The sequence below is a fragment of the Actinoplanes sp. NPDC051470 genome (genome assembly GCF_040682035.1).
GTDB lineage: Bacteria > Actinomycetota > Actinomycetes > Mycobacteriales > Micromonosporaceae > Actinoplanes.
On record NZ_JBFBAA010000008.1, the window covers coordinates 201346 to 223733 of the forward strand.

The 22388-nt window shown below is 71.5% G+C and carries 18 protein-coding genes and 2 tRNA genes; 8 read left to right on the forward strand and 12 right to left on the reverse strand.

Going from position 1 to position 22388, the window contains the following annotated elements; translation table 11 throughout:
• Positions 1–32: 32 nt before the first annotated feature.
• Together AB0M54_RS17020 and AB0M54_RS17025 are read right to left on the reverse strand one after the other, a co-directional pair.
• On the reverse strand, positions 33–689 hold the full coding sequence (locus AB0M54_RS17020) for a response regulator transcription factor (protein ID WP_364330820.1): 657 nt from the start codon (positions 687–689) through the stop codon (positions 33–35).
• Positions 677–1879 (reverse strand): sensor histidine kinase, encoded by a 1203-nt coding sequence (locus AB0M54_RS17025; protein WP_364330817.1) that lies wholly within the window; start codon positions 1877–1879, stop codon positions 677–679. Before AB0M54_RS17025 ends, AB0M54_RS17020 begins: the two co-directional genes overlap by 13 nt.
• Positions 1880–1989: 110 nt before the next feature.
• Between AB0M54_RS17025 and AB0M54_RS17030 the strand changes: the two genes are divergently transcribed.
• Entirely contained in the window at positions 1990–2877 is an 888-nt protein-coding gene (locus AB0M54_RS17030) for a type II CAAX endopeptidase family protein (RefSeq protein WP_364330814.1), read from the forward strand.
• Between the two features lie 60 nt (positions 2878–2937).
• Here AB0M54_RS17030 and AB0M54_RS17035 read toward each other — a convergent pair whose 3' ends face one another.
• Complete coding sequence (locus AB0M54_RS17035; protein ID WP_364472118.1) at positions 2938–3261, reverse strand: YciI family protein; 324 nt, start codon at positions 3259–3261, stop codon at positions 2938–2940.
• A 449-nt stretch (positions 3262–3710) separates the two neighbouring features.
• Here AB0M54_RS17035 and AB0M54_RS17040 point away from each other — a divergent pair.
• The 3 genes from AB0M54_RS17040 to AB0M54_RS17050 all read left to right on the forward strand — a co-directional run bounded on the left by AB0M54_RS17040 (position 3711) and on the right by AB0M54_RS17050 (position 5098).
• A tRNA-Glu gene (locus tag AB0M54_RS17040) sits at positions 3711–3783 on the forward strand.
• A gap of 10 nt (positions 3784–3793) precedes the next feature.
• Positions 3794–3866: transfer RNA gene (locus AB0M54_RS17045), tRNA-Arg, on the forward strand.
• Positions 3867–4114: 248 nt separating this feature from the next.
• Positions 4115–5098 carry an asparaginase gene (locus AB0M54_RS17050; protein WP_364330808.1) on the forward strand — a complete coding sequence of 328 codons (984 nt, stop codon included), beginning with the start codon at positions 4115–4117 and terminating at the stop codon, positions 5096–5098.
• A gap of 4 nt (positions 5099–5102) precedes the next feature.
• Here the strand turns inward: AB0M54_RS17050 and AB0M54_RS17055 are convergent, their stop codons facing one another.
• The 5 genes from AB0M54_RS17055 to AB0M54_RS17075 all read right to left on the reverse strand — a co-directional run bounded on the left by AB0M54_RS17055 (position 5103) and on the right by AB0M54_RS17075 (position 13629).
• Positions 5103–5597 (reverse strand): hypothetical protein, encoded by a 495-nt coding sequence (locus AB0M54_RS17055; RefSeq protein ID WP_364472121.1) that lies wholly within the window; start codon positions 5595–5597, stop codon positions 5103–5105.
• The gene (locus AB0M54_RS17060; protein WP_364472124.1) at positions 5594–8842 is read right to left on the reverse strand and encodes a DUF4157 domain-containing protein; all 3249 of its coding nucleotides are present in this window, start codon (positions 8840–8842) and stop codon (positions 5594–5596) included. Before AB0M54_RS17060 ends, AB0M54_RS17055 begins: the two co-directional genes overlap by 4 nt.
• Before the next feature lie 22 nt (positions 8843–8864).
• Complete coding sequence (locus AB0M54_RS17065; protein WP_364472127.1) at positions 8865–9554, reverse strand: hypothetical protein; 690 nt, start codon at positions 9552–9554, stop codon at positions 8865–8867.
• 45 nt (positions 9555–9599) lie between these two features.
• Entirely contained in the window at positions 9600–10250 is a 651-nt protein-coding gene (locus tag AB0M54_RS17070) for a response regulator transcription factor (RefSeq protein ID WP_364472129.1), read from the reverse strand.
• 1939 nt (positions 10251–12189) lie between these two features.
• Positions 12190–13629 carry a histidine kinase gene (locus AB0M54_RS17075; protein WP_364472132.1) on the reverse strand — a complete coding sequence of 480 codons (1440 nt, stop codon included), beginning with the start codon at positions 13627–13629 and terminating at the stop codon, positions 12190–12192.
• An 88-nt stretch (positions 13630–13717) separates the two neighbouring features.
• Between AB0M54_RS17075 and AB0M54_RS17080 the strand changes: the two genes are divergently transcribed.
• Both AB0M54_RS17080 and AB0M54_RS17085 read left to right on the forward strand, forming a co-directional pair.
• Complete coding sequence (locus AB0M54_RS17080) at positions 13718–14602, forward strand: ABC transporter ATP-binding protein (RefSeq protein WP_364330791.1); 885 nt, start codon at positions 13718–13720, stop codon at positions 14600–14602.
• Positions 14599–15339 carry an ABC transporter permease gene (locus AB0M54_RS17085; RefSeq protein WP_364330788.1) on the forward strand — a complete coding sequence of 247 codons (741 nt, stop codon included), beginning with the start codon at positions 14599–14601 and terminating at the stop codon, positions 15337–15339. The genes AB0M54_RS17080 and AB0M54_RS17085 overlap by 4 nt, the downstream gene beginning before the upstream one ends.
• A gap of 170 nt (positions 15340–15509) precedes the next feature.
• Here the strand turns inward: AB0M54_RS17085 and AB0M54_RS17090 are convergent, their stop codons facing one another.
• Positions 15510–16130, reverse strand: coding sequence for a DUF6210 family protein (locus tag AB0M54_RS17090; protein WP_364472135.1), 621 nt, complete (start codon positions 16128–16130; stop codon positions 15510–15512).
• A gap of 168 nt (positions 16131–16298) precedes the next feature.
• Between AB0M54_RS17090 and AB0M54_RS17095 the strand changes: the two genes are divergently transcribed.
• Positions 16299–17603: an FAD-dependent monooxygenase gene (locus AB0M54_RS17095; RefSeq protein ID WP_364472138.1), complete on the forward strand. Its 1305-nt coding sequence runs from the start codon at positions 16299–16301 to the stop codon at positions 17601–17603.
• Between the two features lie 247 nt (positions 17604–17850).
• Here AB0M54_RS17095 and AB0M54_RS17100 read toward each other — a convergent pair whose 3' ends face one another.
• The 3 genes from AB0M54_RS17100 to AB0M54_RS17110 are packed head-to-tail and all read right to left on the reverse strand — an operon-like array spanning position 17851 to position 20429.
• Positions 17851–18474, reverse strand: a complete 624-nt coding sequence (locus AB0M54_RS17100) for a hypothetical protein (RefSeq protein ID WP_364472141.1) — start codon at positions 18472–18474, stop codon at positions 17851–17853.
• A gap of 10 nt (positions 18475–18484) precedes the next feature.
• Positions 18485–19135 (reverse strand): response regulator transcription factor, encoded by a 651-nt coding sequence (locus AB0M54_RS17105; RefSeq protein ID WP_364472144.1) that lies wholly within the window; start codon positions 19133–19135, stop codon positions 18485–18487.
• On the reverse strand, positions 19068–20429 hold the full coding sequence (locus AB0M54_RS17110; protein ID WP_364330774.1) for a histidine kinase: 1362 nt from the start codon (positions 20427–20429) through the stop codon (positions 19068–19070). The genes AB0M54_RS17105 and AB0M54_RS17110 overlap by 68 nt, the downstream gene beginning before the upstream one ends.
• A gap of 101 nt (positions 20430–20530) precedes the next feature.
• On the opposite strand from AB0M54_RS17110, the gene AB0M54_RS17115 reads away from it, so the two are divergent.
• Positions 20531–22324, forward strand: coding sequence for an ABC transporter ATP-binding protein (locus tag AB0M54_RS17115; RefSeq protein ID WP_364472147.1), 1794 nt, complete (start codon positions 20531–20533; stop codon positions 22322–22324).
• Positions 22325–22388 lie beyond the last annotated feature (64 nt).

The window sequence follows — 22388 nt, forward strand, 5'->3', positions numbered from 1 at the left end:
CCGGCACAACGGCTGTGTCGTCAAACCGCCAGTCAGCGGGCGACCGGGTTGTCCAGGAATCGCAGCACCGCGGTGACCCGGCGGTCGGCCCGATCATCCGGCGCCAGGTCGAGCTTGGCGAAGATGCTCCGGATGTGCTTGTGCACCGCGCCCTCGGTGACGAACAGCCGCTCGGCGATCGCGGTGTTGCCCAGCCCCTCGGCCATCAGCGCCAGCACGTCACGCTCGCGGGGGCTCAGCCGTTCCAGGGTGTCGTCCTGCCGCGGCCGCGCCAGCAACTGGCCGACCACCTCCGGGTCGACCGCCGTCCCGCCCTCGGCCACCCGGTGCAGCGCCGCCAGGAACTCCTCCACCCGGCCGACGCGCTCCTTCAGCATGTAGCCCAGCCGCACCGCTCCCCCGGCCAGGAGCTCAGTGGCAAAAGCCTGTTCCACGTACGCCGAGAGCACCAGCACCGCGAGCCCCGGCTGCCGGCGCCGCGCCTCCACCGCCGCCCGGATGCCCTCGTCGGTGTGCGTCGGCGGCATCCGCACGTCGACGATCGCGACGTCCGGCTGGTGCTGGTCGACCGCCGCCAGGAACGAGGTGGGGTCGTCCGTGGTGGCCACCACGTCCAGCGACTCGGCCCGCAGCAGGGCGGCCAGGCCCTCCCGCAGCAGGGGGTCGTCCTCGGCGATCACGATCCGCACGGCAGCTCCACCAGCATCGTCGTCGGCCCACCGGGTGGGCTGGTCAGGGTCAGTTTCCCGTCGTGCGCCTCGACCCGCCGGCGGATGCCGGTCAGGCCCGAGCCGCCCCGCTCGTCGGCGCCGCCGTGCCCGTCGTCCTCGATCCGCAGGACCAGCCGGTCGCCCGGCCGCCGCACCTCGACCACGGCGTTCGACGCTCCACTGTGCTTACTCACGTTGGTGAGCGCCTCCGCGACGACGTAGTAGGCGGTCGCCTCCACCGACGCCGGGGCCCGGACCCCCGCGTCGATGTCGAGCTTGGTCGGCACGGCGCAGTGGGTGGCCAGGCCGGCCAGCGCGCCGGGCAGCCCGCGGTCGGCGAGCACCGGCGGCAGGATGCCGCGGACCACCGTACGCAACTCGGCCAGCGCCTGCTCGGTCGCCTCCTGGGCCCGGTCCAGGGCCGCCTCGGCCACGGCCGGATCCCGGGTCAGGGCCCGCCGGGCCGCCCCGATCAGCATGTTCACGGCGACCAGGCGGTTCTGGGTGCCGTCGTGCAGCGACCGTTCGATGCGGCGCAGTTCCAGCGCGTGCGCGTCGAGGGCGGCGGCGCGGGTGGCGGTCAGGTGCGCGATGCGTACGGAGGCGTCGCCGTCGGTCCGCCCCAGCAGCCGCCGGCCGGGCCACGCCTGCGCCCAGGCCAGCACCGGGCCGACGAAGATGACCATGAGCACCCAGAACAGCCCGAACAGGAAGACGTAGAAGACGTCCAGCGGCCCGTCCATCCGCCAGAGGGCGAGGCTCGGGCCGCCGTCCTCCGGGTTCAGCACCCAGAACCACAGCGGGAACGTGAGATCCTGCAGGGCGTACAGCGGCAGGGTGAGCCCGGCCAGCCCGAGAAAGAACCCGGCCGTGGCGTGGATGCCCGTCCAGGCCAGCTCGCGGCGGATCGCGGTGTCGCGTACCCAAGCCCATCGCCCTTGCGGCAGGGGGTCGGGGCCGGCGATCTCGGGGCCCATCCGGGACAGCCGGTCACGCTCACGGTCGGCCGCGAGGCGCATCGCCGGCAGCGCCAGCCGGGGCGCCGGGAGCAGCATGAACAGCGTCCAGAGCAGGGCGGTCAGCGCCAGGACGGCGGTGCCGATGCCGAGGACCAGGTGCTCCAGCGCGTACACGGCGGCCCGGACGCGGCGGGAGACATGCAAGGGCATGGCGGCAATACTGCCGTGCTTCTGGGCGCGCCTCACTCCAGCAGGCTGTACTTTCCCTCGGTAGTCAGCGGGATCGATCGAGATCCGTCCCGTTCCTAGCGTTTGATCCCATGACAAGCCGCCTCGTGCACCGCTTCCCGCTGACCGCCTTCTTCACCCTCGCCTACGGCCTGAGCTGGCTGGCCTGGATCCCGTTCGTGCTCGGCGACAGCGGGCTGAACGTGCTCGACCTGCACATCCCGAGGCTGGGCGGCAGCGCGCAGCTCGTCGGCCTGCTCCCCGGCGCCTACCTGGGCCCGGTCACCGCCGCCTTCATCGTCACCGCCACCGTCTCGGGCCGCGACGGCCTGCGCCACTGGTCCCGCCGGCTGGTCAAATTCAAGGTCAATTGGCGCTGGTACGCCGTGGTGCTGCTCGGCGTGCCCGCAACGATCCTGCTGTCCACCTTCGTGCTGCCCGAGTCGTGGGGCAACGCCCGGATGATCCCCGCCTGGGTGGCCGCCGCGTACCTGCCCATGCTGATCCTCCAGTTCTTCACCACCGCGATGGCCGAGGAGCCCGGCTGGCGCGACTTCGCCCTGCCCCGCCTCCAGGAGAGGTTCGGCGCGGTCGGCGGCACCACCGTGCTCGGCCTGCTCTGGGGCGGCTGGCACCTGCCGCTGTTCTTCAGCGAGTGGGGCGGCTGGCCGAACACGCACTGGCTGAGCCCGATCGAGTTCGTCGCCTGCTGCGTGCCGCTGAGCCTGGTGATGACCTGGGTCTTCAACCGAACCGGCCAGAGCCTGCCGATCGTGATGATCCTGCACGCCGGCATCAACAGCACCTACTCCCTGGTCTGGCACGAGGTTTTCCCCACCCTGGACCCGGTCCGCGACCCGCTGCACACCCAGCTGATCTGCAGCACGGTGCTCGCCCTGATCCTGATCGTGGCCACCCGAGGGAAACTGGGCCTCGACGTCCGCCCCGCTACCGCCGCCGCCGTTCCGGCCCGAGTCTGACCGGTTGCTGCTTGCCCCTCGGCCGAGGCGTTCACCAACGCCTCGGCCGCTTGGCGTCCCTCACAGGAACGGCCGCACCTCGATCTTCCGGTCGCACACCTTCGACGCCTCGGCGGCCAGCTTGAGCGCCACATCCAGATCGGGCGCCTCCCAGACCCAGACGCCGGCGAGATACTCCTTCGACTCCACGAACGGCCCGTCACTGAACACCGCCGACTCGCCCCGATTGTCGATGACCGTGGCCGCGCCGGTGTCCGCGAGCCCACCCGCGAACACCCAGTAGCCCTCGGCGATCAGCCGCTCGTTGAACACACTGATGGCCGGCTGCCGGTCCGTGCTGCCCGGGTTGTCCTTGTCGTCGATCACCGAAACCAGATACTGCATCTGAAGATCATCTCCTGTGTCGTCGGAACCGTGCCTCGTCCAAGGCTTCATGATCACGGTTCGTGGCCGGCGCCGCCGCTCGTGGACGGCCTCACCCCTGCAACGAACGCCACCGCCCCGATCCGACACCCCCGCCCGGATTCTTTCCGAACTCGGCCAGAATAAGCGGCTTGCCATTCGTTCGGGCCGCGCCTATTCTTTTCCTCAGTCGCCACCACTTTTGACAGGGAGCATTCGATGACACGGGAACGATCCACCCGCTCGCGGCGCGTGACGCTGCGGACCGTGGTCGTTGGCCGTGAAGCCGAGCGACCTGCGCCGGGGCGACGGCGAGGCTGAGACCAGCCTCCCGGCCGCCGCCCTTCCCATTCGGGAACGGCGGCTTTTCCTTTGCCAGTGAAAACCATTTTCCCATCACGGGGAAATGGCGATTCATTGCACCCTTTCATGGGCCGTCGGAGCAGCGGAACGCTCGCCTGACCCTCAATCAGGAGAACACCGGTTCGATCCCGGTACGGCCTACGTATTACCAGCCCTGATGGCGCAGTGGATAGCGCACCTGATTACGGATCAGGGGGTCGCAGGTTCGAATCCTGCTCGGGGCACGCCCTGGTAGCTCAGAAGGAGAGAGCGGCCGAAAACGAAACGGTGTCACGGCGGGAGAGTTGCGGATGCACCGGGACCGGGCCCGTGGTGTAGAAGACCACAGGACAGGGAACCTCAGCCCCCGGCAGGGAAGCGCGTTGCCTCACCGTCGACCAGGGGACGTGGGTTCGAGTCCCACCCAGGGCACTTCGAGTTGCGGGCCTCGTCGGTCCGGGATGGACTTCAAGGACCGACGGAGGAGGGCGCCATGCGGGTTGCGGTGATCGGGCTGGGCGGGACGATCGCGATGACCGGGCCACCCGAGGGCGGCGCCAGGCCGGCGCTGTCGGCCGAGCAGCTCGTCGCCTCGGTTCCCGGGCTCAGCACCCTCGAGCTCGACATTGTCACCGAGAGCCGGCTGCAGGTGCCGGGTGCCTCGGTTTCCATTCCGGATGTGGTGAGCGCGCTCGAAGCGGCCGAACGGCACCTGGACGAAGGGGCCGGCGGGATCGTGATCACGCAGGGCACCGACACCATCGAGGAGACCTCGTACCTGCTGGATCTTCTGCACCGCCGGCCGGAGCCGATCGTCGTGACCGGCGCCATGCGCAATCCCTCGCTGGCCGGCGCGGACGGGCCGGGCAACCTGCTCGCCGCGATCGTCACCGCGGCCGAACCGGAGGCGCGCGAGCTGGGCTGCCTGGTCGTGATGTCGGATGAGATCCACGCGGCGAGCCGGGTACGCAAGACGCACAGCACCAGCGTCTCGGCCTTCGCGTCACCGACCGGCGGACCGCTGGGTTACGTCGCCGAGCGCCGCGCGTACCTGATGAATCGTCCACCGCGACGCCTCACCCTGCCGGCGCCGAGCCGGGAGCCTCGGGTGGTCATCTATCCCGCCTCGCTCGGCGACGACGGCGAACTGCTGCGAGCGCTCACCGAGGGAGAAGGGCTGGATGGGCTGGTGATCGGGGCGTTCGGGATGGGTCACGTGCCGGAGAGCTGGGTGGCGACCCTGGAGGCGACGGCGCAGCGGATCCCGGTGGTGCTCGCCTCGCGGACCGGCTCGGGGCTGACCGGGATCAGCACGTACGCGTTCGCGGGCTCGGAGAGCGACCTGATCAAGCGGCGGCTCATCCCGGCCGGGCGCCTGGACCCGTACAAGTCCCGCCTCCTGCTCCACCTGGCCCTGGCCGCCGGCGTCGACCGCACCGAGCTGGAGAACATCTTCGCGCTGATGGCCACGGCGTAAGCCGTCAGGAGAGGCGTTCAGCGCCCTCGCCACCGAAGATGAGCCGGCCGCCGACCGTGGGTACCACCTCGCGGTCGGCGCCGATCCAGCCGCCGGTCTGATAGTCGGCCAGCTTGTCGCTGACGTAGAGCAGGCCGAACCGGCGGGCGGCGAGCGCCGTCGCGTCCGCCTCGGCCACCTGCGCCGAGAGCCGCCGCAGCGCGTCGACCCCGGCCTGGTCGGGATGGGTGACGACCAGCGCGGCCTCGGGCTCCAGCGCCTCGCACGCCCCCTCGAACGCTTCGACCAGGGCGTCCTCGTCGAAGTCGCGGAAGAAGGTCAGCACCAGCATGCGGTTGGCGACGGCGGACACGACGTACGCCCGGCAGGTCAGGCCGGCCCACCGGCAGACCCCGTCGCCGATGTCGTCCGCTCCCGCGGTGGCCAGCAGGTCGGCGAGTGGCCGGTCGGAGCGGTCCGGCGTCAGGTAGAAGGCGGCGGCCAGCAGCTTGTCGGTCACTCCGCCTTCTCCTTGTCGGTCCTGGGCGGCTGGATCGGGATCGGCTGCGGCTTGACGTCGGCGGTCGGACCGGCCACCTCGATGCCCATGCCCTCCAGCCCGGCGCGGACCTCGGGGGTGACGCCCTTGGTGAACTTGAAGCGCACCTTCGGCGTCGTACCGTCGGGCAGTTTGTTCTGCCCGGCCGACCGGACCATCTCCTCGGCCTGCACCTGGAGGCCTTGGTGGCCCTCCTTGCCGGTCCAGGCGTTGCTCTCGGTGCCGAACGGCTCGGTCGACTTCACGTCGGTCCAGGTGCGGCCGCCGTCCGACACCACGTCCACCTCGACCGCGTCGGGCCGGCCGTCGAGCGAGAACTTCCGGCTCACCCCGGTGACCCCGGACGCCTGCCTGGCCTCGGTGAACTCGTCCCGGATGCCGTCCAGGTTCGATCGTTTGCTGGTCACCTGCTCGGCCGAGGCCTCGAGCCGGCCGTCCAGCATCCGGTTGAGACCTTCGATCTCGCCGTCCAGGGACTTGATCCGGTCGGGCATGCCCGGGATCTTCTCACGGAAAGTCACCATCTCGTCGCGCAGTGCCTGGGCCCGCGCCTTGAGCTCGGGCACCTGGTCGAGCGCGTCGCCACGCGGCGGTTCGGGGGCCGGGTTCTTCGCCTCCCAGTCCTTGATCAGGCGTTCCTCGACCGGGCCTTTGCCGGCGAACCCGTCCAGGATGCGTTCCATCTTGGCGCTGTCACCCTTGAGCGACTTGAACATGGTGTCGAACTGCTCGATCGCGCGCGGGTCGGTGAGCCCGCCGCGGATCCCTTCCAGCTTCGGCGACAGGCCGGCCGGCGCGATCTCGCTCGGGTTGGCCCGCGGCTCGGGCCGGGCGGTCGGCTTGTCCACCACCTTGGGCTTGGCCCGGAAGAAGTTCTTGGCCGACACCACCGTGGCGCCCAGGAACACCAGGCCCATGCCGAGCCGCTCGTTGGCGTCGAAGCGGCTCATCTTGGCGCCGAACGCGCGTTGCCCGACCGTCCCCTCGATGATGAACGGGATGCCGGTCAGGTCGGCGATGCCCAGCCCGACCAGGCCGAGGCCGCGCCAGAAACCGGCGTCCTGGCCCGGGTTGTCGGCGTAGAACTCCTGGAACCGGTTGTAGATGTTCAGCCCGATGCCGAGGGTCAGCATGATCGCCACGGTGACGATCGCGGCGACCGATCCGGCGGTGATGAAGAACCCGACCACCGCGCCGACCGCCCACCCGATGAGCAGGCCGACGCCGACCATGATCAGGCCTTCGAGGATGCCGAGCAGCAGCCCGCCGAGCCAGTCGCCGAAGGTGTCGGCGAACCACTTCTTGGCGCTGTCGTGCAGGTCGGACACCCAGCCGGTGATCGACGACCAGATGCCCCGCTGGATCGGGGTGTTCGCCGCCTGCCCCTTGAGCCCGGTGTACTTGGCGTCCACCCGGCCGGGCACGCTCGCCAGTTCGGCCCGCGCCTTGGCCAGCAGGCTGTCCTCGCTGACCAGGGCGTCGTCGACCAGCTTGGCGAAGCCTTGCAGCGCCTTGTCGTGCACGGTCTGCAGCCCGCTCCGGAACTCGGCCGCGCCCTGCGCGAGCTTGGTCTCGGCCTCGGCGGCGCCGCGGGTCAGCTGGTCGCGCATCCCGGTGGCCACGGCGGCCATCGCCTGAACCGCGTTGTCCGCGCCGCTCGCGGCCGCTGCGGCGAGTTGCGCTCCCTGGGCCGTGATTTGGGTACGCCGTTCCGAGGCGATCTGCGCGACCTCGTCGAGGACCGGCTGCTCGGCGCCCTCGAAGCCGGCCGCCTCGGCCACCGCGGCCGCCTTCTCCCTGGTCAGCGTGGCGGCGGCGTGCTCGCCGAGGGTACGCAGAGCGGTCGCCGCCTCGGCCGCGGTGTGATCGACCCGCGCCATCGCGGTCTGCACGAACCCGGCGATCGCCTGCTCGGCCGCCGGCCGCGACCCGGCCAGCGTGGTCAGGTAGTCGCGCAGCATCGGGTCGTAGTTGGTGGCGACGTGATGCGCGGCCTCCTGCCGGACCATGGTGGCCACCTTGGCGCCGGTCTGCCGAACCTGGTCGGCCGCCCGCTCGGCGATCCGGCCGGCCGCCTTGACCTGCGCCTCGGCCGACGGCGGCTCACCGGTGCCGCCCGCGCCGCGCCCCTCGGCCAGGATCGCGACCGCCCGTTCCTCGCTGCCCGCGACGGCTCGGGCCGCCTCGGCCTCGGCCACCGCCATCGCCTGGGTCTTGAGGCCGTCGACGTGCGCGATCGCGTCGAGCTGGGCCTTGTCGTAGTTCGCCGCCAGCCGTTGCCGCTCGGTCTCGGCGGCGGTGGTGATCGCGGCGCGCTGCTGGTCGGCGGCCGCGGCGACGGAGGCGAGACCGGTGGCGACGCTCGCGGCCACCGCCTGGATCTGCTCGTCGTAGGCGGCGGCCAGGTCGGCCCCGAGGCTGGTCGGCGCGGCCACCTGCTCGACGACCTCGGCGGGTGGCGCCGTCAGGACCGGCGCCGGCGCCTTTTCCACCGCCGGGACCGGTTTCGCCACGGTCGCCACCACCGGCCCGGGCCGGGGCGCCCCCTCCGGGATGCGCGGCTCGACCCTGGGCGCCGGCGGCAGCACCTGCTCGTCGGGCTTCTCCCCGGCCACCGGCGAGGTCGGCGCCACGATCGGGCCGGCCGGTGCGGGCGGCGCGGCCGCCGCGGTCGCGGCCACGGTCTCCTCGCCCGCGTACGCCTCCCGCTCCAGCGGGTCGGTCGGCGCCGACACCGCCGCGTCCCGGTGCTGCGGCCCGGCGGCGACCCGGCCCTCGTCGTGCTGGACCACGTGGATCAGCTCGTGGCCCAGCTTGCGGTCGCCGTCCGGGGTGCCCGGGGCGTACTGCCCGGACCGGAAGTAGACGTGGCTGCCGACGGTGAACGCGTCCGCGCCGACCGACCGGGCGGCGGTGTCGTCGGCGTTGCTGTCGTGCACGCGGACGTGGCCCAGCGGATGGTCGAGCGCCTGCTCGAACGCGGCCCGCGGCGCCTCGGGCAGCGGCGCGCCGCCACCGCCCCGCAGCAGCGCCATCAGCGACTCGCCGTCGTCGCCGTCCCCGTCCCCGGCCCGGCGCATCAGCGCGGCGACGGCCCGGTTGCCCGCCCCGAGCAGGTTCGGCGCGACGGCCTTGGGAGAACGGCTCGGCGGGTCGGCGGCCGGCGTCTGCTCAACGGCGTGATCGCGCGTGCCGCCGTTCTCCATGACCATCACGCTAGGCGTGCTGTCAACGCTCCTCGGGAGCGTCCTGCTTCTCCTCGGCCTTCTCCTCGGCCGCCTCGATGACCTCGGGCTTCTCGGCCGGCGCCTCCTCGACCTGCGGCTCGTCCACCCACAGGGCCCGCAGCTGGGCCTGCATGAACGACATCAGCCGGGCCCGGTACTCGCGGTCGAAGGTTTCGAGGGCCTCGATCTGCTGCTGCAGGGCCTCCCGCTTGGCGCTGAGCCCGCCGACGAAGTCGTCGTACCGCTGCTGCGCCCGCGCCCCGAGCTGCTGGGCCTCGCCGCGCGCGTCGCTGGTGATCGCGGTGGCCTTGGTCCGCGCCTCCTGGACGATCCGCTCGGCCTGCCGGCGCGCGTCGTCCACGGTCTTCTGCGCGTCCAGGTTGGCCGCGTCGGTCGCCGTCCGCGCCTCGGCCGTCGCCTTCTCGGCGTCCCGGCGCACCTTGTCGGCGTGCTCCTGGGCCTCCCGGCCGACCTTCTCGGCGGCCTGCTGCGCCGCCTCCCTGATCTTGGCGGCGTCCCGGTTGGCGTCGGCGACGTGCTGCTCGGCGGTGCGCTGCGCCATGGTCAGCACCTGGAGCGCCTGGTTCGGTTTCACCCCCGCCGAGACCACCGGGTGCTCCGAGGTCTTGCCGTCCGCGGACACCGCCGCCAGCAGGCGCTTCACGCGTTCGTCGATCAGGTTCTCACTCACCGCTGCATCTCCCGAGGGTCGTCCGTCCCCCATCACAACGACGCTCTAGGGAACAAGACCCGCCTCGTACGCCAAGACGGCCGCCTGCACCCGGTTCTTCAGTTCCAGGCGGGTCAGAGCGTTGCTCACGTACGCCTTGACGGTGCCCTCGACGAGGAACATCCGCGCCGCGATCTCGGCGTTGGACAGGCCGGCCCCGATCAGCCCGAGCACTTCCCGCTCCCGCGGCGACAGCAGGGTGATCCGTTCCCGGGCCACCTTCTGCCGCGCGGCGGGGCCGCCGCTGAGCCGCTGGATCACCCGGTGCGCGATCCGCGGGGACAGGAAGGCGGCCCCTTGCTCGGCGGCCCGGATCGCGGCCATCAACTCGTACGGATCACCGGACTTGAGCAGAAACCCGCTGGCCCCGCCGTCCAGCGCGGCGGTGATGTACTCGTCCTCGGAGAAGGTCGTCAGCATCACCACCGACACGTCCGGCGCGACCTGCCGCAGCTCGGCCGCGGCCCCCAGCCCGTCGAGCCGGGGCATCCGAATATCCAGCAGCGCGACATCGGGCCGGTGCGCGCGGCACAACTCGACCGCCTCGTGCCCGTCGCCCGCCTCGGCGATCACCTCGATGTCGCCGGTCTTGTCGAGGATCGCGCGGACCCCCGCCCGGACCATCGCCTCATCGTCGGCCAGCAGCACGCGAATCATCTGTGGAAACCCGTAATCCCGTATCGACAAGTCATCTGCCAGTGGAGTAACGTCCATCACCAGGACCGGCGTCTTCCCCCGTGGACGCCGGTCCTTTTACGTCCCGGCCCGCCCGTTCCGCCCGCCAAGGTAGGCCAGCCGCACCAGCACCCATGACGCTGACGCCGGCACAAGGCCGCCGCCAGTAACCACGACACTCAGAGTGGTCGCCCCGACGTCGATCCGCACATCCACCCCCATGGCCGCCGCGTGCACGTCGCGCCCCCGAGCCGAGCGCGACGCTACCGCCGCTCCGGCCGCCATGACCAATCACCAGTTCTCCCGCGGGCGACGGGCTTCCCCCACCCTCCCAGCGTGGCGACGCAACGATTCCGAACCCCCGTCACCGCCTCGACCATCTTCGTTCCTCAACGTCAAACCCTGCTGAGGTACGCCCGACCAAACCCGCCGTGACACACACGCCGGGCCGTCGCTGGTCACCCTCCCTGCCCCACCGCCGGGTTGTCCCGCGTGGCCAGACCCCCGCCGGTCACCCTCCCGCCCCGCCACGGGTCACCCCCACCCAGCCGAGCCATGGCCGCCACGCTCCGGTGGCAGTCCCGTGTATGCGCCATGGTGGTCACCCCGTCACCTGCACATGGTGGTCACTCCGGCGCCTGCACATGGCCGAGACAACAACGGTTCCTGCGAGTCCTGGGCGGCTGCGCCCATCACGCCGGCGGCATTGCGACAGTGGACCGCAGTGGAACCCTCGCGAAGTGAGCTGGAACTCCTCCGTGTCCCCGATCGTGAACGGGCAGAGCGTTGTCACGCTGCTCTCGAAGGACAATTTGTCCTCGGTGCACCAGAGCTCAGATTGCCAGGCGGCCGGCGACCGGGTGAATGACTAGACAGCCTTCCGAGTGAAGGCCCGGCCCATCCGCGCCGGTCGAGCTGCCCTGGTGCCCGCCCTCGCTGGACGCCGGCCCTCGCACCGGCGCCCGCCCTCGCTGAATCCCCGCCCTCGCACTGGTCATGGGCTGAGCCGGGTTGCCAGGCGCCCGGGCTGCCCCTCACCCTCGCTGCCGCCCCTCGTCCTGGCCGCCCCGCACCGGTGGTAGGCCCTGACGGCGTCCGGGCGGGCGACACCGTGCTGCCCCACCACCGCCCGTGACAGTGGCAGGCCCCGACCGCATCCAGGGCCGTAATCCCGTACTGCTCCAGCGCCGCTCGTGACAGCGGTAGGCCCTGACGGCATCCAGCACCGTAAAGCCGTGCTACCCCACCACCGCCCGTGACAGCGGTAGGCCCTGACGGCATTTGGGGCGCGATGCCGTGTTGCTCTACCGCTGGTCGTGACAGTGGTAGAGCAACACGGCACACCGACCGCGGCCCCTCTACTGCGCCGCTTGGCGGGGAGAGCGAGCGGCGGCAGGGAGGGCGAGCGGGCAGGTGGGGTGCCTGGTGCGCCTGAAGCTCCACCCATGACCAGCGCGAGCGATACAGCAGGCCTCCACCCGGAAGCCCTCTCGGGGCGGGAGTGGATGCGCGGCGGATCACTGTGGCCTGGCTCGGGCGGTTCCGGGGTTTGACGTGTGGCGGCCGCCGCGGCTGGTTCGGGCCGGTGGTTCAAAGGCATCACGCTCGATAGGGGCGGGGACGGCTATTTGGCGACCACCTGATGACGACGGCCAGCGATGGCCGGCTCGGGGACCTGGTCGCACGGGCGCGGGATCTCGCCGGGCTCGATGCGACCGTCGCACGGCAGGTGGCGCGGCTCGGGCTGGGCGGGATCCGGGAATCGGCGCGCAGCGCCGGCGGGTTACCACTCACACAGAATGAAGGGTTCGCGGCTCCGTTCTGGACGCGCCAGCGGCCAGGAGCCGTGGGCCCGGCCTCGGCGGGAGCGACGGTCGGCACCACCCACCCAGCCACGACATCAGGCTCTTGATCTTCATTCTTACTGGCCCGGGATGATCAGGCGGTCCATGTGGGACACGCGGCCGGCGGTGAAGCAGATGCGGTAGGCGGGTGAGCGGGCCGTCGCGTGAACGCGGTAGACGCGGCACTCGTCGGCGGCCGGCGGGTCGGGTGGTGTGGCGGCGGGGCGGTCGCGGGACGGGGAGTAGGCGGGCAGCAGGGATTCGGCGGAGGCGGCGTCCTGGCCGACGCGCAGGTGGGCGTAGTCGTCGGCGGCCAGGACGTTGCGGCTGCCCGTGATGGCCTCGTAGCCGACCGTCACCAGCAGGAGGACGGCGGCCGCGACGGCGGGGACCACCAGGACGTCGAGCGCGCTCCGGCGGACCCGTCGCTTCGCCCGCGCCAGCTCGATGCGGGCGTCGGGCTGGGCCGGCGCCGCACCGGGGATCAGCGGCAGCCGGGCCGTCACCTCGAAACCGCCTTCCGCCGCGGGGCCCGCGGTCAGGCGTCCGCCGGCCATGCGGACCCGCTCGTCGAGGCCGACCAGCCCGAAGCCGCCGGGGGTGATCGCGGCCGGTGACGATGTCCGGACGGTCACGACCGCCGTCGTCTCGTCGGTCGACAGCAGGACGGTCACCGGTGAGCCGGGCGCGTGCTTGGCCGCGTTGGTGAGACCCTCCTGCACGACACGGTAGGCCGCGCGGTCGCTCATCGGTGGCAGGCCGGTCAGCTCGCCTTCCACGGTGATCGTCAGGCCGGAGGCGCGGGCCCGTTCGACGACGCCGGTCACGGAGGTGTTGGTCAGCGGGCCGTCCTCGCGCAGCACGCCGATGATCTCGTGCAGGCGTTCGGTGGTGCGGGACGCCGACTCGCGCAGTTCGCCGGCCGCCTTCCGGGCCGTGTCGTCCAGGGTGGGATCGACCTGGAGGGCGGCCGCCCGCAGGGCGAGCAGGCTGAGCTCGTGACCCAGCGAGTCGTGCATGTCGCCGGCGATGCGGGCGCGTTCGACCAGGCGGGTCAGCTCCTGCTCGCGTTCGAGGCGTTCGGCGAGCTGCCAGCCGTCGCGGACCAGCTCGTCGTGGCGCCGCACCAGCCGGCCGACCAGCCAGGGCAGCATGACCGTGGTCAGCGCGGTGGCGGCGTCGGGCAGCGCGTCGAGCACCGCCGCGGCCACGAGCAGGACGGCCAGGAAGATCAGCCCGGCTCGCAGGCGCGCCGTGTTGCGGCCGAGCAGCAGCGCCAGGGCAACCTGCGGCACCATCAGCGCGTCGGAGAACAGGCCGCCGGTCGTGGCCAGCGCCAGCACCACCGGGACGGCGGCGGCCGGGACCGGCCAGCGGTGACTCGCCGCGACCACGGGCGCCAGCAGCACCACGATGATCGCCTTCTGCCACCACGGCAGCGGGTCGTCGGAGATGAACAGGACCGCGCTCATGGTCAGCCAGAGAAGCAGGTCTGACCAGTTCCACCAGCGGGGCATGGACCACACAGTACGACGACGAAAGTCGTGTCGACACCCGACGAAAGACAGTAAACAGAGGGCCGTGAAGGCGGCTAACTTTCCGGCCATGATTAGCCTTCGCGGACTGACCAAACGGTTCGGCGCCACGACCGCGGTCGACGACCTGACCCTGGAGATCACGCCCGGGCTGGTGACCGGGTTCCTCGGCCCGAACGGCGCCGGCAAGTCCACCACCATGCGCATGATCCTGGGGCTGGACGCGCCCACCGCCGGGGTCGCGCTGGTCGACGGGCGCCGCTATGTCGAGCTGGAACATCCACTGCGGACCGTCGGCGCCCTGCTCGACGCGAAGGCGGTGCACCCCAACCGCAGCGGCCGCGACCACCTGCGGGCGATGGCGTGCAGCCAGGACCTCCCGTACTCGCGGGTCGAGGAGGTTCTGGAGATGACCGGCATGAGCGACGCCGCCCGGCGGCGGGCCGGCACCTACTCGCTGGGCATGAGCCAGCGGCTGGGCATCGCCGGGGCGCTGCTCGGCGACCCGCGCGTGCTGATGCTCGACGAGCCGGTGAACGGCCTCGACCCCGACGGGGTGCGCTGGATCCGCACGCTGCTCCGCACGCTGGCCGCCGAGGGTCGAACCATCTTCGTCTCGTCACACCTGATGAGCGAGATGGAGCTGACCGCCGACCGCCTGGTCGTGATCGGCCGGGGCCGCCTGATCGCCGACGAGCCGATGGCGAACCTGCTGACCGGCGGCGGCACGGTCGTCTCGGGCCCCGCTCTGCAGCCGCTGGCGTCGGCCTACCCGGCCGCGCAGTGGTCCGGCCCCGGCGAACTCACCATCCCCGGCACGACCCCGGAAGAGGTCGGCCGGCAGGCGCACGAGAAAGGCCTGTTGTTGTACGGCCTGAAACCGGTCGAGTCGTCCCTGGAGGAGTCCTACATGCGGTTGACCGCCGACAGCACCGAGTTCGGGGTCCGCGCATGAGCGCCGTCCGGGCCGAGTGGGTGAAGCTGCGCACGGTCCGCTCCACCTGGTGGTTCACCGGCGGCGCCCTGGTCACGATGGTCCTGGTGGCGGCGTCCAACGCGGACAGCGACCGTGGCGCGCTGCGGGCCTCAGGCGCGCCACACGGCTCGGTGGATGCGGCGTCCGAGGCGATCACCGCCGCGGGCTGGCTGCTGGTCATCTGCGGCGCGCTGGGCCTGCTGGTGGCGACCAGCGAGTACGCCACCCGCAGCGTCATGGTCACGCTGGCCTGCGTCCCGAGCCGCAGCCGCCTGATGCTGGCCAAGACGGCGGTGGTCCTGCTCGCGGTCTTCGCCGCCGGCACGGTCATCGCCGCGATCGGCGTCGCGTCCAGCGCTCCCCTGCTACGCGAGTTCGCCGATGTCGACGCCGCGCAGTTGACCGGCCAGATCATCGCGATCGGCGCCCAGCTGGCCCTGACCGCGGTGCTGTCACTGGGTCTGGGCGTCCTGGTCCGCCGCACGGCCGGCGCCCTGACCATCCTGTTCGTCCTGCTCTTCATCGTGCCCGAACTGCTGGGCCTGCTCGCCGACGTCCTTCACGCCGACGTCTTCAACACGGTCGCCGACTACCTGCCCAACACGGCCGGCGACCGCTTCATGCACGGCGAGGTCCTGTGGGGTCTGGTCGGCGTGGGCTGGGCGGCGGCCGCGGTGCTCGGCGCCATCTGGGCACTGAGAAAGCGAGACGCCTAGCGGTGGCGGTTAGCAAACGAGAGGCTCGGGGACCGTGCTCAGGCGTCATCCAAGCCGGGTCGAAAGAACGAGACCCTTTTGGATACGCCCGACGTAAACCCGGCGTGGCGCACACGCCGGGTCCGTCGCCGGTCACCCTCCCTGCCCCACCGCCGGGTCGTCCCGGGTGGTCAATCACAGTTTGTGAACACGAGCACCCCGCGCCGTTCCCCCACGACAACCGGGATCCACGCCTCCGTCAGCTCTTCAAGCCGTTCCCGGTCGAGCGCGACAGCCGTGAGAACCTCACCGCGACCACTCGCGTCGGTAGTCGCATGCTGAGGCGCACTCCCGTTCAACGCGTCCAGCTCGGCGGCGCCGGCATCCAAACGTTCAGGAGCGACGGCCACCCGAGCGACGTAACGAAGCGGATCCGGTTCGGTGCCATCAGATCGGCCGAAGCGCCCTCGCCGTCGCGGCCATGCCGACCTCGCCGCCGGGCAGCCACAGCCGTGGCTCGGCGACACGACGGCACGGCCGCACGACGGCACGACGGCACGACGGCACGACGGCACGACGACCGTGTCAGGGAACTGTGGAAAGTCGAGATCAAGCCGGAAACTCAGCCGTCGGGGTGGCGTGGATCGGGGCCTGCGATGTCGGCGGCGGTCGGGGGTTTGCCCCGCGGGACAACCCGGTGGTGGGGCAGGGAGGGTGACCGGCGACGGCCCGGCGTGGGCGCCACGGTGCGGTGGTCGTCCGTACCTCTGCTTGATTTTGCGAAGCCGCAGGCAGCGGATCGATTGATCCATGGCTATCGTTGGGACGGCTAAGAAACCTTCATGTTTGCGGGGCGGGGAATGTCGGCAGCGGACCGGTTCAGGGTGATCACCTCGGCTGTGCGGCCGACGGGGCAGAGCGTTCAGTTTGCGCGGGCGATTGTGCTCGGCGGGAGTGTTGCGGGGCTGATGGCGGCGCGGGTGCTCAGTGATCACGCCGACGAGGTGTTGATCATTGAGCGGGATGATCTGGCCGCGCTGGATGTGTCCGATGCTGACATCGCGCGTGATCCGGCGGCGGCGGTGAGCCCGCGGCCGGGCGTGCCGCAGGGCAGCCAGGTGCACGCGCTGCTGCCGTCGGGGCAGATTCAGCTCGAGCGGTGGTTTCCGGGCTTCGTCGACGCGGCGCTGGCGGCCGGGGCGGTCAATCCGCCGCCGGACGCGGGACGCTTCTACATCGACGGTGAACTGCGGCTCGACCCGCCGACCGGACAGGGCATGATCGGCATCATCTCGAGCCGGCCGTTCCTCGAGGCGCTGCTGCGACACCGGGTGCTCGCCCTGCCGAACGTCCGCACGCTGCACGGCCGGGTCGACGGCCTGACGATTGTGGACGGCGCGGTGACCGGGGTGCGCTACGCGCCGGCCGGGTCGGACGAGGTGGTCGAGGAGCCGGCCGGGTTCGTGGCCGACGCGACGGGTCGATCCAGCCGGCTCGGTGACTGGATCGAGGGGTACGGGTTCCCGCGCCCGCCGATGCAGCGGATGAACATCAAGCTCAACTACGCGACCGCGTTCTTCCGCCGCCCGGCCGACGCCAAGGTGTGGACGACGATCTCGATCGCCAACCCCGGGCCCGGCAAGGTCGCGCGGATCGCCGGCTTCACCCCGGTCGAAGGCGACCGCTGGACGATGTTGGTGGCCGGTTACAACGACGACCGCCCCAGCCGCGACCCGGACGACTACCAGCGCCGCTGCACCAACGACTTCCCGTCCGAGTTCGGCGACGTCGCCACCACCGCCGAACGCACCAGCGACGTGGTCACCTACCACCAGGCCGACAGCCGCCGCCGCGACTACCACCGCCTCGACCGGTTCCCGGCCCGCCTGATCGCCACCGGCGACGCCGTCGCGTCGTTCAACCCGGTCTACGGCCAGGGCATGACCTCGGCCATGATGCACGCCAGCTGCCTGTCGGAGTACCTGCGCGGCAACCCCGACCTCGCCAAGCCGGCGCTGTCCTACTTCGCCGACGTCCGAGTGGTCGTGGACGCCGCCTGGCAGGTGTCAACACTGTCCGACCTGGCCCTGCCCCACGTCGACGGCCCCTACCCACGTGGCTACAAGTTCATCCAATGGGCAAGCGGCCTGGTCTTCAAAGCCTCAACCCGCGACCGTACGGTCAACCACACCGTCGGCCGCGTCACGACAATGTTGGCGCATCCGACCGAACTCTCCCGTCCGGCCATTATCCTCCGGGCGCTGGCTGCCACCGCCCGCGGGTAGAGGCCGCGTCCAGCGCGCCGACCGTCGCCTGCCGCGGGCCCACGGTCGGCGCGCGGTAGCGATCCCGCAGCCATTTCGACCTGCGCCTCCGGACCCCACCTGCCGTTGGCCGATCGCCGCGCCGATTCCCGGTCCTGCGGCCATCTCGCCCCGCGCGTCGCGTTGGTCCCGCGCCGAACCACAGGCTGCGCGCCGGTCTCCCCCGGCGCTGCTCGGTTTGCGTCCGAAGACCGGGGTCTAGTCGCCTCTAGTCGTCGTCGGATCCCTCGGATTTCTTGCTGTCTTCCTTGCTGTTCTCGGATTTCTTGTCGTCCTTGCCGGACTTGCCGGAGCCACCGGAGTTTCCCGAACCGCTGTGGTCATCGCCCGGCGCGTCGTCGCCACCGCTGCCCTTGTGGCCGCCACCCGAGGTCTTGGTCGTCGTCGGCTTGCTGGTCGGCGAGCCCTTGCCCTTGTTCGGCGACGTGCTCCGACCGCCGGACGCCGACCGGACCGGCGTCGGCCGATGGGACGGTCCTGTCGACGCCACCGCCTTCGGCTTGATCAGCGGCACCGGATCGGCGAGCCCGGGCGACGTCGGCGTGAGCGTCCGGGTGGGTGCCACGGGCTGCGCGGGCAGCTCGACGTCGGCCGGCGGCGTGTACCAGAGCGGCGACGCCCCGTCAGCCCGCGGACTGCCGCTGGCCGCGGTCATGATGCTCCAGCCGCCGGCGGCGATCGCTCCGGCGGCCAGCACCGCGGCGATCGCCACCCCGAGCACCCCGCGCGCCGCCCGGCCCCGGCGACGCCGGTCGCGCGTGTTCAGCGGGCCGGTGTCGAGCAACACCGGCCGGTTGCGCGCGTCGGGCGACGCGAGTCGGACATTCTCCACAGTCCGATCTTCAACCTTCGTCGCCGAACGCGCCATTGTCCGTTGGTCCTAGTACCTCGGACTGACGCTGCGCCCACAGCGCGGCCTGGGTGCGGTCGGTGACCCCCAGCTGCTGATAGACGCTGGTCAGGTGGGCTTTGACGGTCCGCTCGCTGATGCCCAGCCTGCGCGCGATGGACTTGTTGGGCAGCCCCTGACCGACCAGCCGCAGCACCTCCTGCTCCCGGTCGGTCAACGTCAGTGCCTTGCGAGGCGCCCGGCGACTGGTGAGCAGCACCCGGGCCGCCTTCGGGTCGAGCGGCGAGCCGCCGGCCACCACCTCGCGGATACCAGACAGGATCGTCTCGGGTTCGGCGTGTTTCAGCAGGTAACCCTCGGCGCCGGCCTGGAGCGCGTCGAGGATCCGCTGCTGGTCGCTGAACGAGGTCAGAACGAGCACGTGAGCGTCGGGATTGGCGGTGACGATCACGCCGATCGCCTGGACGCCGTCTGTCTTCGGCATGGAGAGATCCATCAGCACCACGTCGGGGTTGAGTGACGCGGCGAGCGTGATGGCCTCTTCGCCGTTGGCCGCCTCCCCTGCCAACCGGATGTCATCGGTCGTCTCCAGAAGCTGCACCAACCCCCGCCGGACGACCGCGTGATCGTCGACGATCAGCACCCGGATCATGGACCGGCACCTCCGCTTCCACCCTGGTCCCGGCCGCCGGGGCGGACCGGATCACCAGTCTGCCGCCCGCGCCGGAGATCAGGTCGCTCAACGCACGCAACCCGAAATGTCCGCCTTCGGCCCGTTCGGCGACAAGGTCGCCGTCGAACCCTCGTCCGTCATCATCTATCACGAGCCGGACCATTCCTCCTTCTTCGGTGACCTTGATGTCGACCTGCGAGGCCCCGCTGTGTGCGGTGACGTTGCGCAGGGCTTCCTGGGCCGTACGGAAGAGCAGCCCCGCCGTGACCGGCGTGAGGTGCTCGGTGTCCGCGACGTCGAGGGTGACGTTGACCCCGGTGCGTTCGAGGCCGACCGCCAGCTCGGCGAGTGCCGATCCGAGGCCTTCCTCGTCGAGATTCGGTGGGTAGATGTCGACCAGCAGCGACCGGAGCTGGCCGATGCCCGTACGCAGATCGGACGCCGCCTGGCTGATCACCTCGGCCCGCTGGGTCTCGTCCGGTCTGCCGAGCCGGGCCGCGTCGAGTGCGTAGGTGATGCCGGTGAGCTGCTGCACCACCCCGTCATGCAGCTCGCCCGCGATCCGGCGGCGCTCCGCGTCGGAGGCGTCGACCGCGTGGCGCAGCAGCCGTTCGCGCTCGGCGCGCTGGCGCTGCACCCGCCGGGCCAGCGACCAGGCCAGCGGGATCTGCACGAGCTGGAGGGCGACCAGGGCACCCAGGGCGATCGGGGCGAACTTGTGCCACGCCGCCTGGCCGGCCTGGTCGACCGCGTCGTACCGGAAGTAGACCTCGAAGAGCAGGGGCTGGCCGGTGGGCGCGCGCACCCCGACGTACACCTCGAGGAGTTTGCCGTAGCGGACCTCGAACCGGTTCTCGGGCCGGGACAGGTCGCTCACCTCGGAGTCGATCCGCTGCTCGCGCAGCGCTTCCAGCTCTTCCTCCTCGAGCTCCCACCTGGTGCCGTCGAGGCCGGGCTGGTCGGAATAGATGATCTTGCCGGACTCGTCCCACAGCTTCACCCGGACCAGCGAGCCGGCCAGCACGTATTGGTGCATGGCCCGGTCGAACGCGGCTCGCGCGGCCGGGTCGCCGTCGATCACCGCCTGGTCCAGGCGCGGCTCGACCACGCCCTTGGCGGTCACGAAGGCGACCTCGCTGGCCGAGTCGGTGGCCTGCTCGATGCCGGCCTGCCGCGCGGCGACGGCGAGCAGCGCCGCCAGCCCGGCCAGCACGGCCACGCCGACCGCGGTGAACCGGGCGACGAGCCCGACGGTTGAGGTCATGGTTCGAAGATAGGGAGCAATTCGCGATTCCGCGTCAGACCACGGTCATAGGACCAAAGGGCAATAGCGGCCGCGACCACGTTCGCCCCAAAGTGGTCGGCATGCCAGCACCGCTCGCCATCTCCGTCGCCAGGCCCGCCGTCCGGGCCGAGGCGCTGCCGTTGGCGGCCGGGGCCGGGCTGAACGTGCTCCAGGTGGGGGTCACGCTGGCCCGCCCCTGGCCGCTCGCCTTCGCGATCGATCACGTGATCGCCGCGGAACACCCGCGTCCGCTCCTCCTCGTCCTCGCCGCGGTCGCCACGATCGTCCTGAGCGGGGTGGCCGGCCTGATCGACATGGCCGGCGTGATGACGGTCGAGCGGGCCGCCGAGCGGATCGGCGCCCGGATGCGTACGCAGGTCTTCGACCACGCGGTCACGCGTTCCCTGCGCTGGCACGACCGGTTGCGCAGCGGCGAGCTGCTGTCCCGGCTCACCACCGACGTGGGGCGGATGCTGGACGCCGTCGTGGCGCTGGCCGAGACGCTCGTGCCCGACCTGGTCATGCTGGTCGCGGTGCTGGTCATCCTGGTGCTCTTCGACCCGGGTCTCGCCCTGGTGGGGCTCGCGGTACTGCCGGTGCTGGCGGTGCTCGCCGTACGACAGCGACGCAAGGTGCGGACGCAGCAGGCGGAAGCCCGGGCCCAGTCGGGCAGGCTGGCGGCCACTACGACAGATCTGCTTCGCAACGTACGAGCGGTGCAGGCGTTCGGCCGCACCGACCGCGCCTCCCGATCGTTCAACGCCCGCAACCGTGCCCTGCTCGACGCCGAGCTGCGCGCCATCGACACCGCCGCCCGGTGGACGCCGCTGGCCGACGTGGTGCTCGCCGTCGGCGCCGGCCTGGTCCTGCTGGTCGGCGGCCGCGAGGTGCTGGCCGGCCGGCTGAGCACCGGCGAGCTGCTGGTCGTGGTGGCATACCTCAAAGACCTCTACTCCCCGGTGCGCGCCCTGACCCGGCTGTCCACCACTCTGGCCAAGGCCGGGGCGAGCGCGGCCCGGGTGGCCGAGGTGCTCGACAGCACCGAGGCCGTGCCCGAAACTCCCGGCGCCGGCCCCGCGCCCCTGCTTCGCCACGAGGTCCGCTTCGACCACGTGGGCTTCGGCTACGACCGCGAGCAGCCCGTCCTGCACGACTTCAACCTGCGGGTCGGCGCCGGCGAGACGGTCGCGCTGATCGGGCCGAGCGGCGCCGGCAAGAGCACGGTCCTTCACCTGCTGCTCCGGCTCTACGACGTGGAGGCCGGCGCGGTGCTGGTCGACAACGTGGACGTCCGCGAGATCCGGCAGCTGAGCCTGCGCGAGCGCATCGCGTTCGTGCCGCAGGACCCGTGGCTGCTGGACGGCACGCTGGCCGAGAACATCGCGTTCGGGTCGGCCACCGCCACGCGCGCCGACGTGCTCGCCGCCGGCCGCGCCGCGCTGGTGGACGAGTTCGCGCAGACGTTGCCATTCGGCTACGACACCCCTTTGGGCGAAGGCGGGGTACGCCTGTCCGGCGGTCAACGCCGCCGGGTGGCGATCGCCCGCGCCGCCGTCTCCAACGCGCCCCTGGTCCTGCTGGACGAGCCGACCGCGTCGCTCGACCCGGCGTCCGCCGCGGAGATCATGCGGGCCATCCGCTACGCGACCGCCGAACGCACCGTGCTCCTCGTCACCCACGATCTCGACCTGGCGGCCATCGCCGACCGGGTCGTCACCCTCGGCCGTTCCGCTTCGCCGGAAGGAGGTGATCCTCATGGCCGGTCGTCGCATCCAGTCGCCGCTGCAGCACCGCGGGCGCGGTGGACGCAAGCACACCCGCACCCGGACGCGCACGCGCACGCGCACGCGCACCCGTACGCGGGGCTGAGCTAGCGCTTTCAACCTCATCGAAAGGAGGTGATCACCATGGCTGGTCGTCGCATCCAGTCGCCGTTGC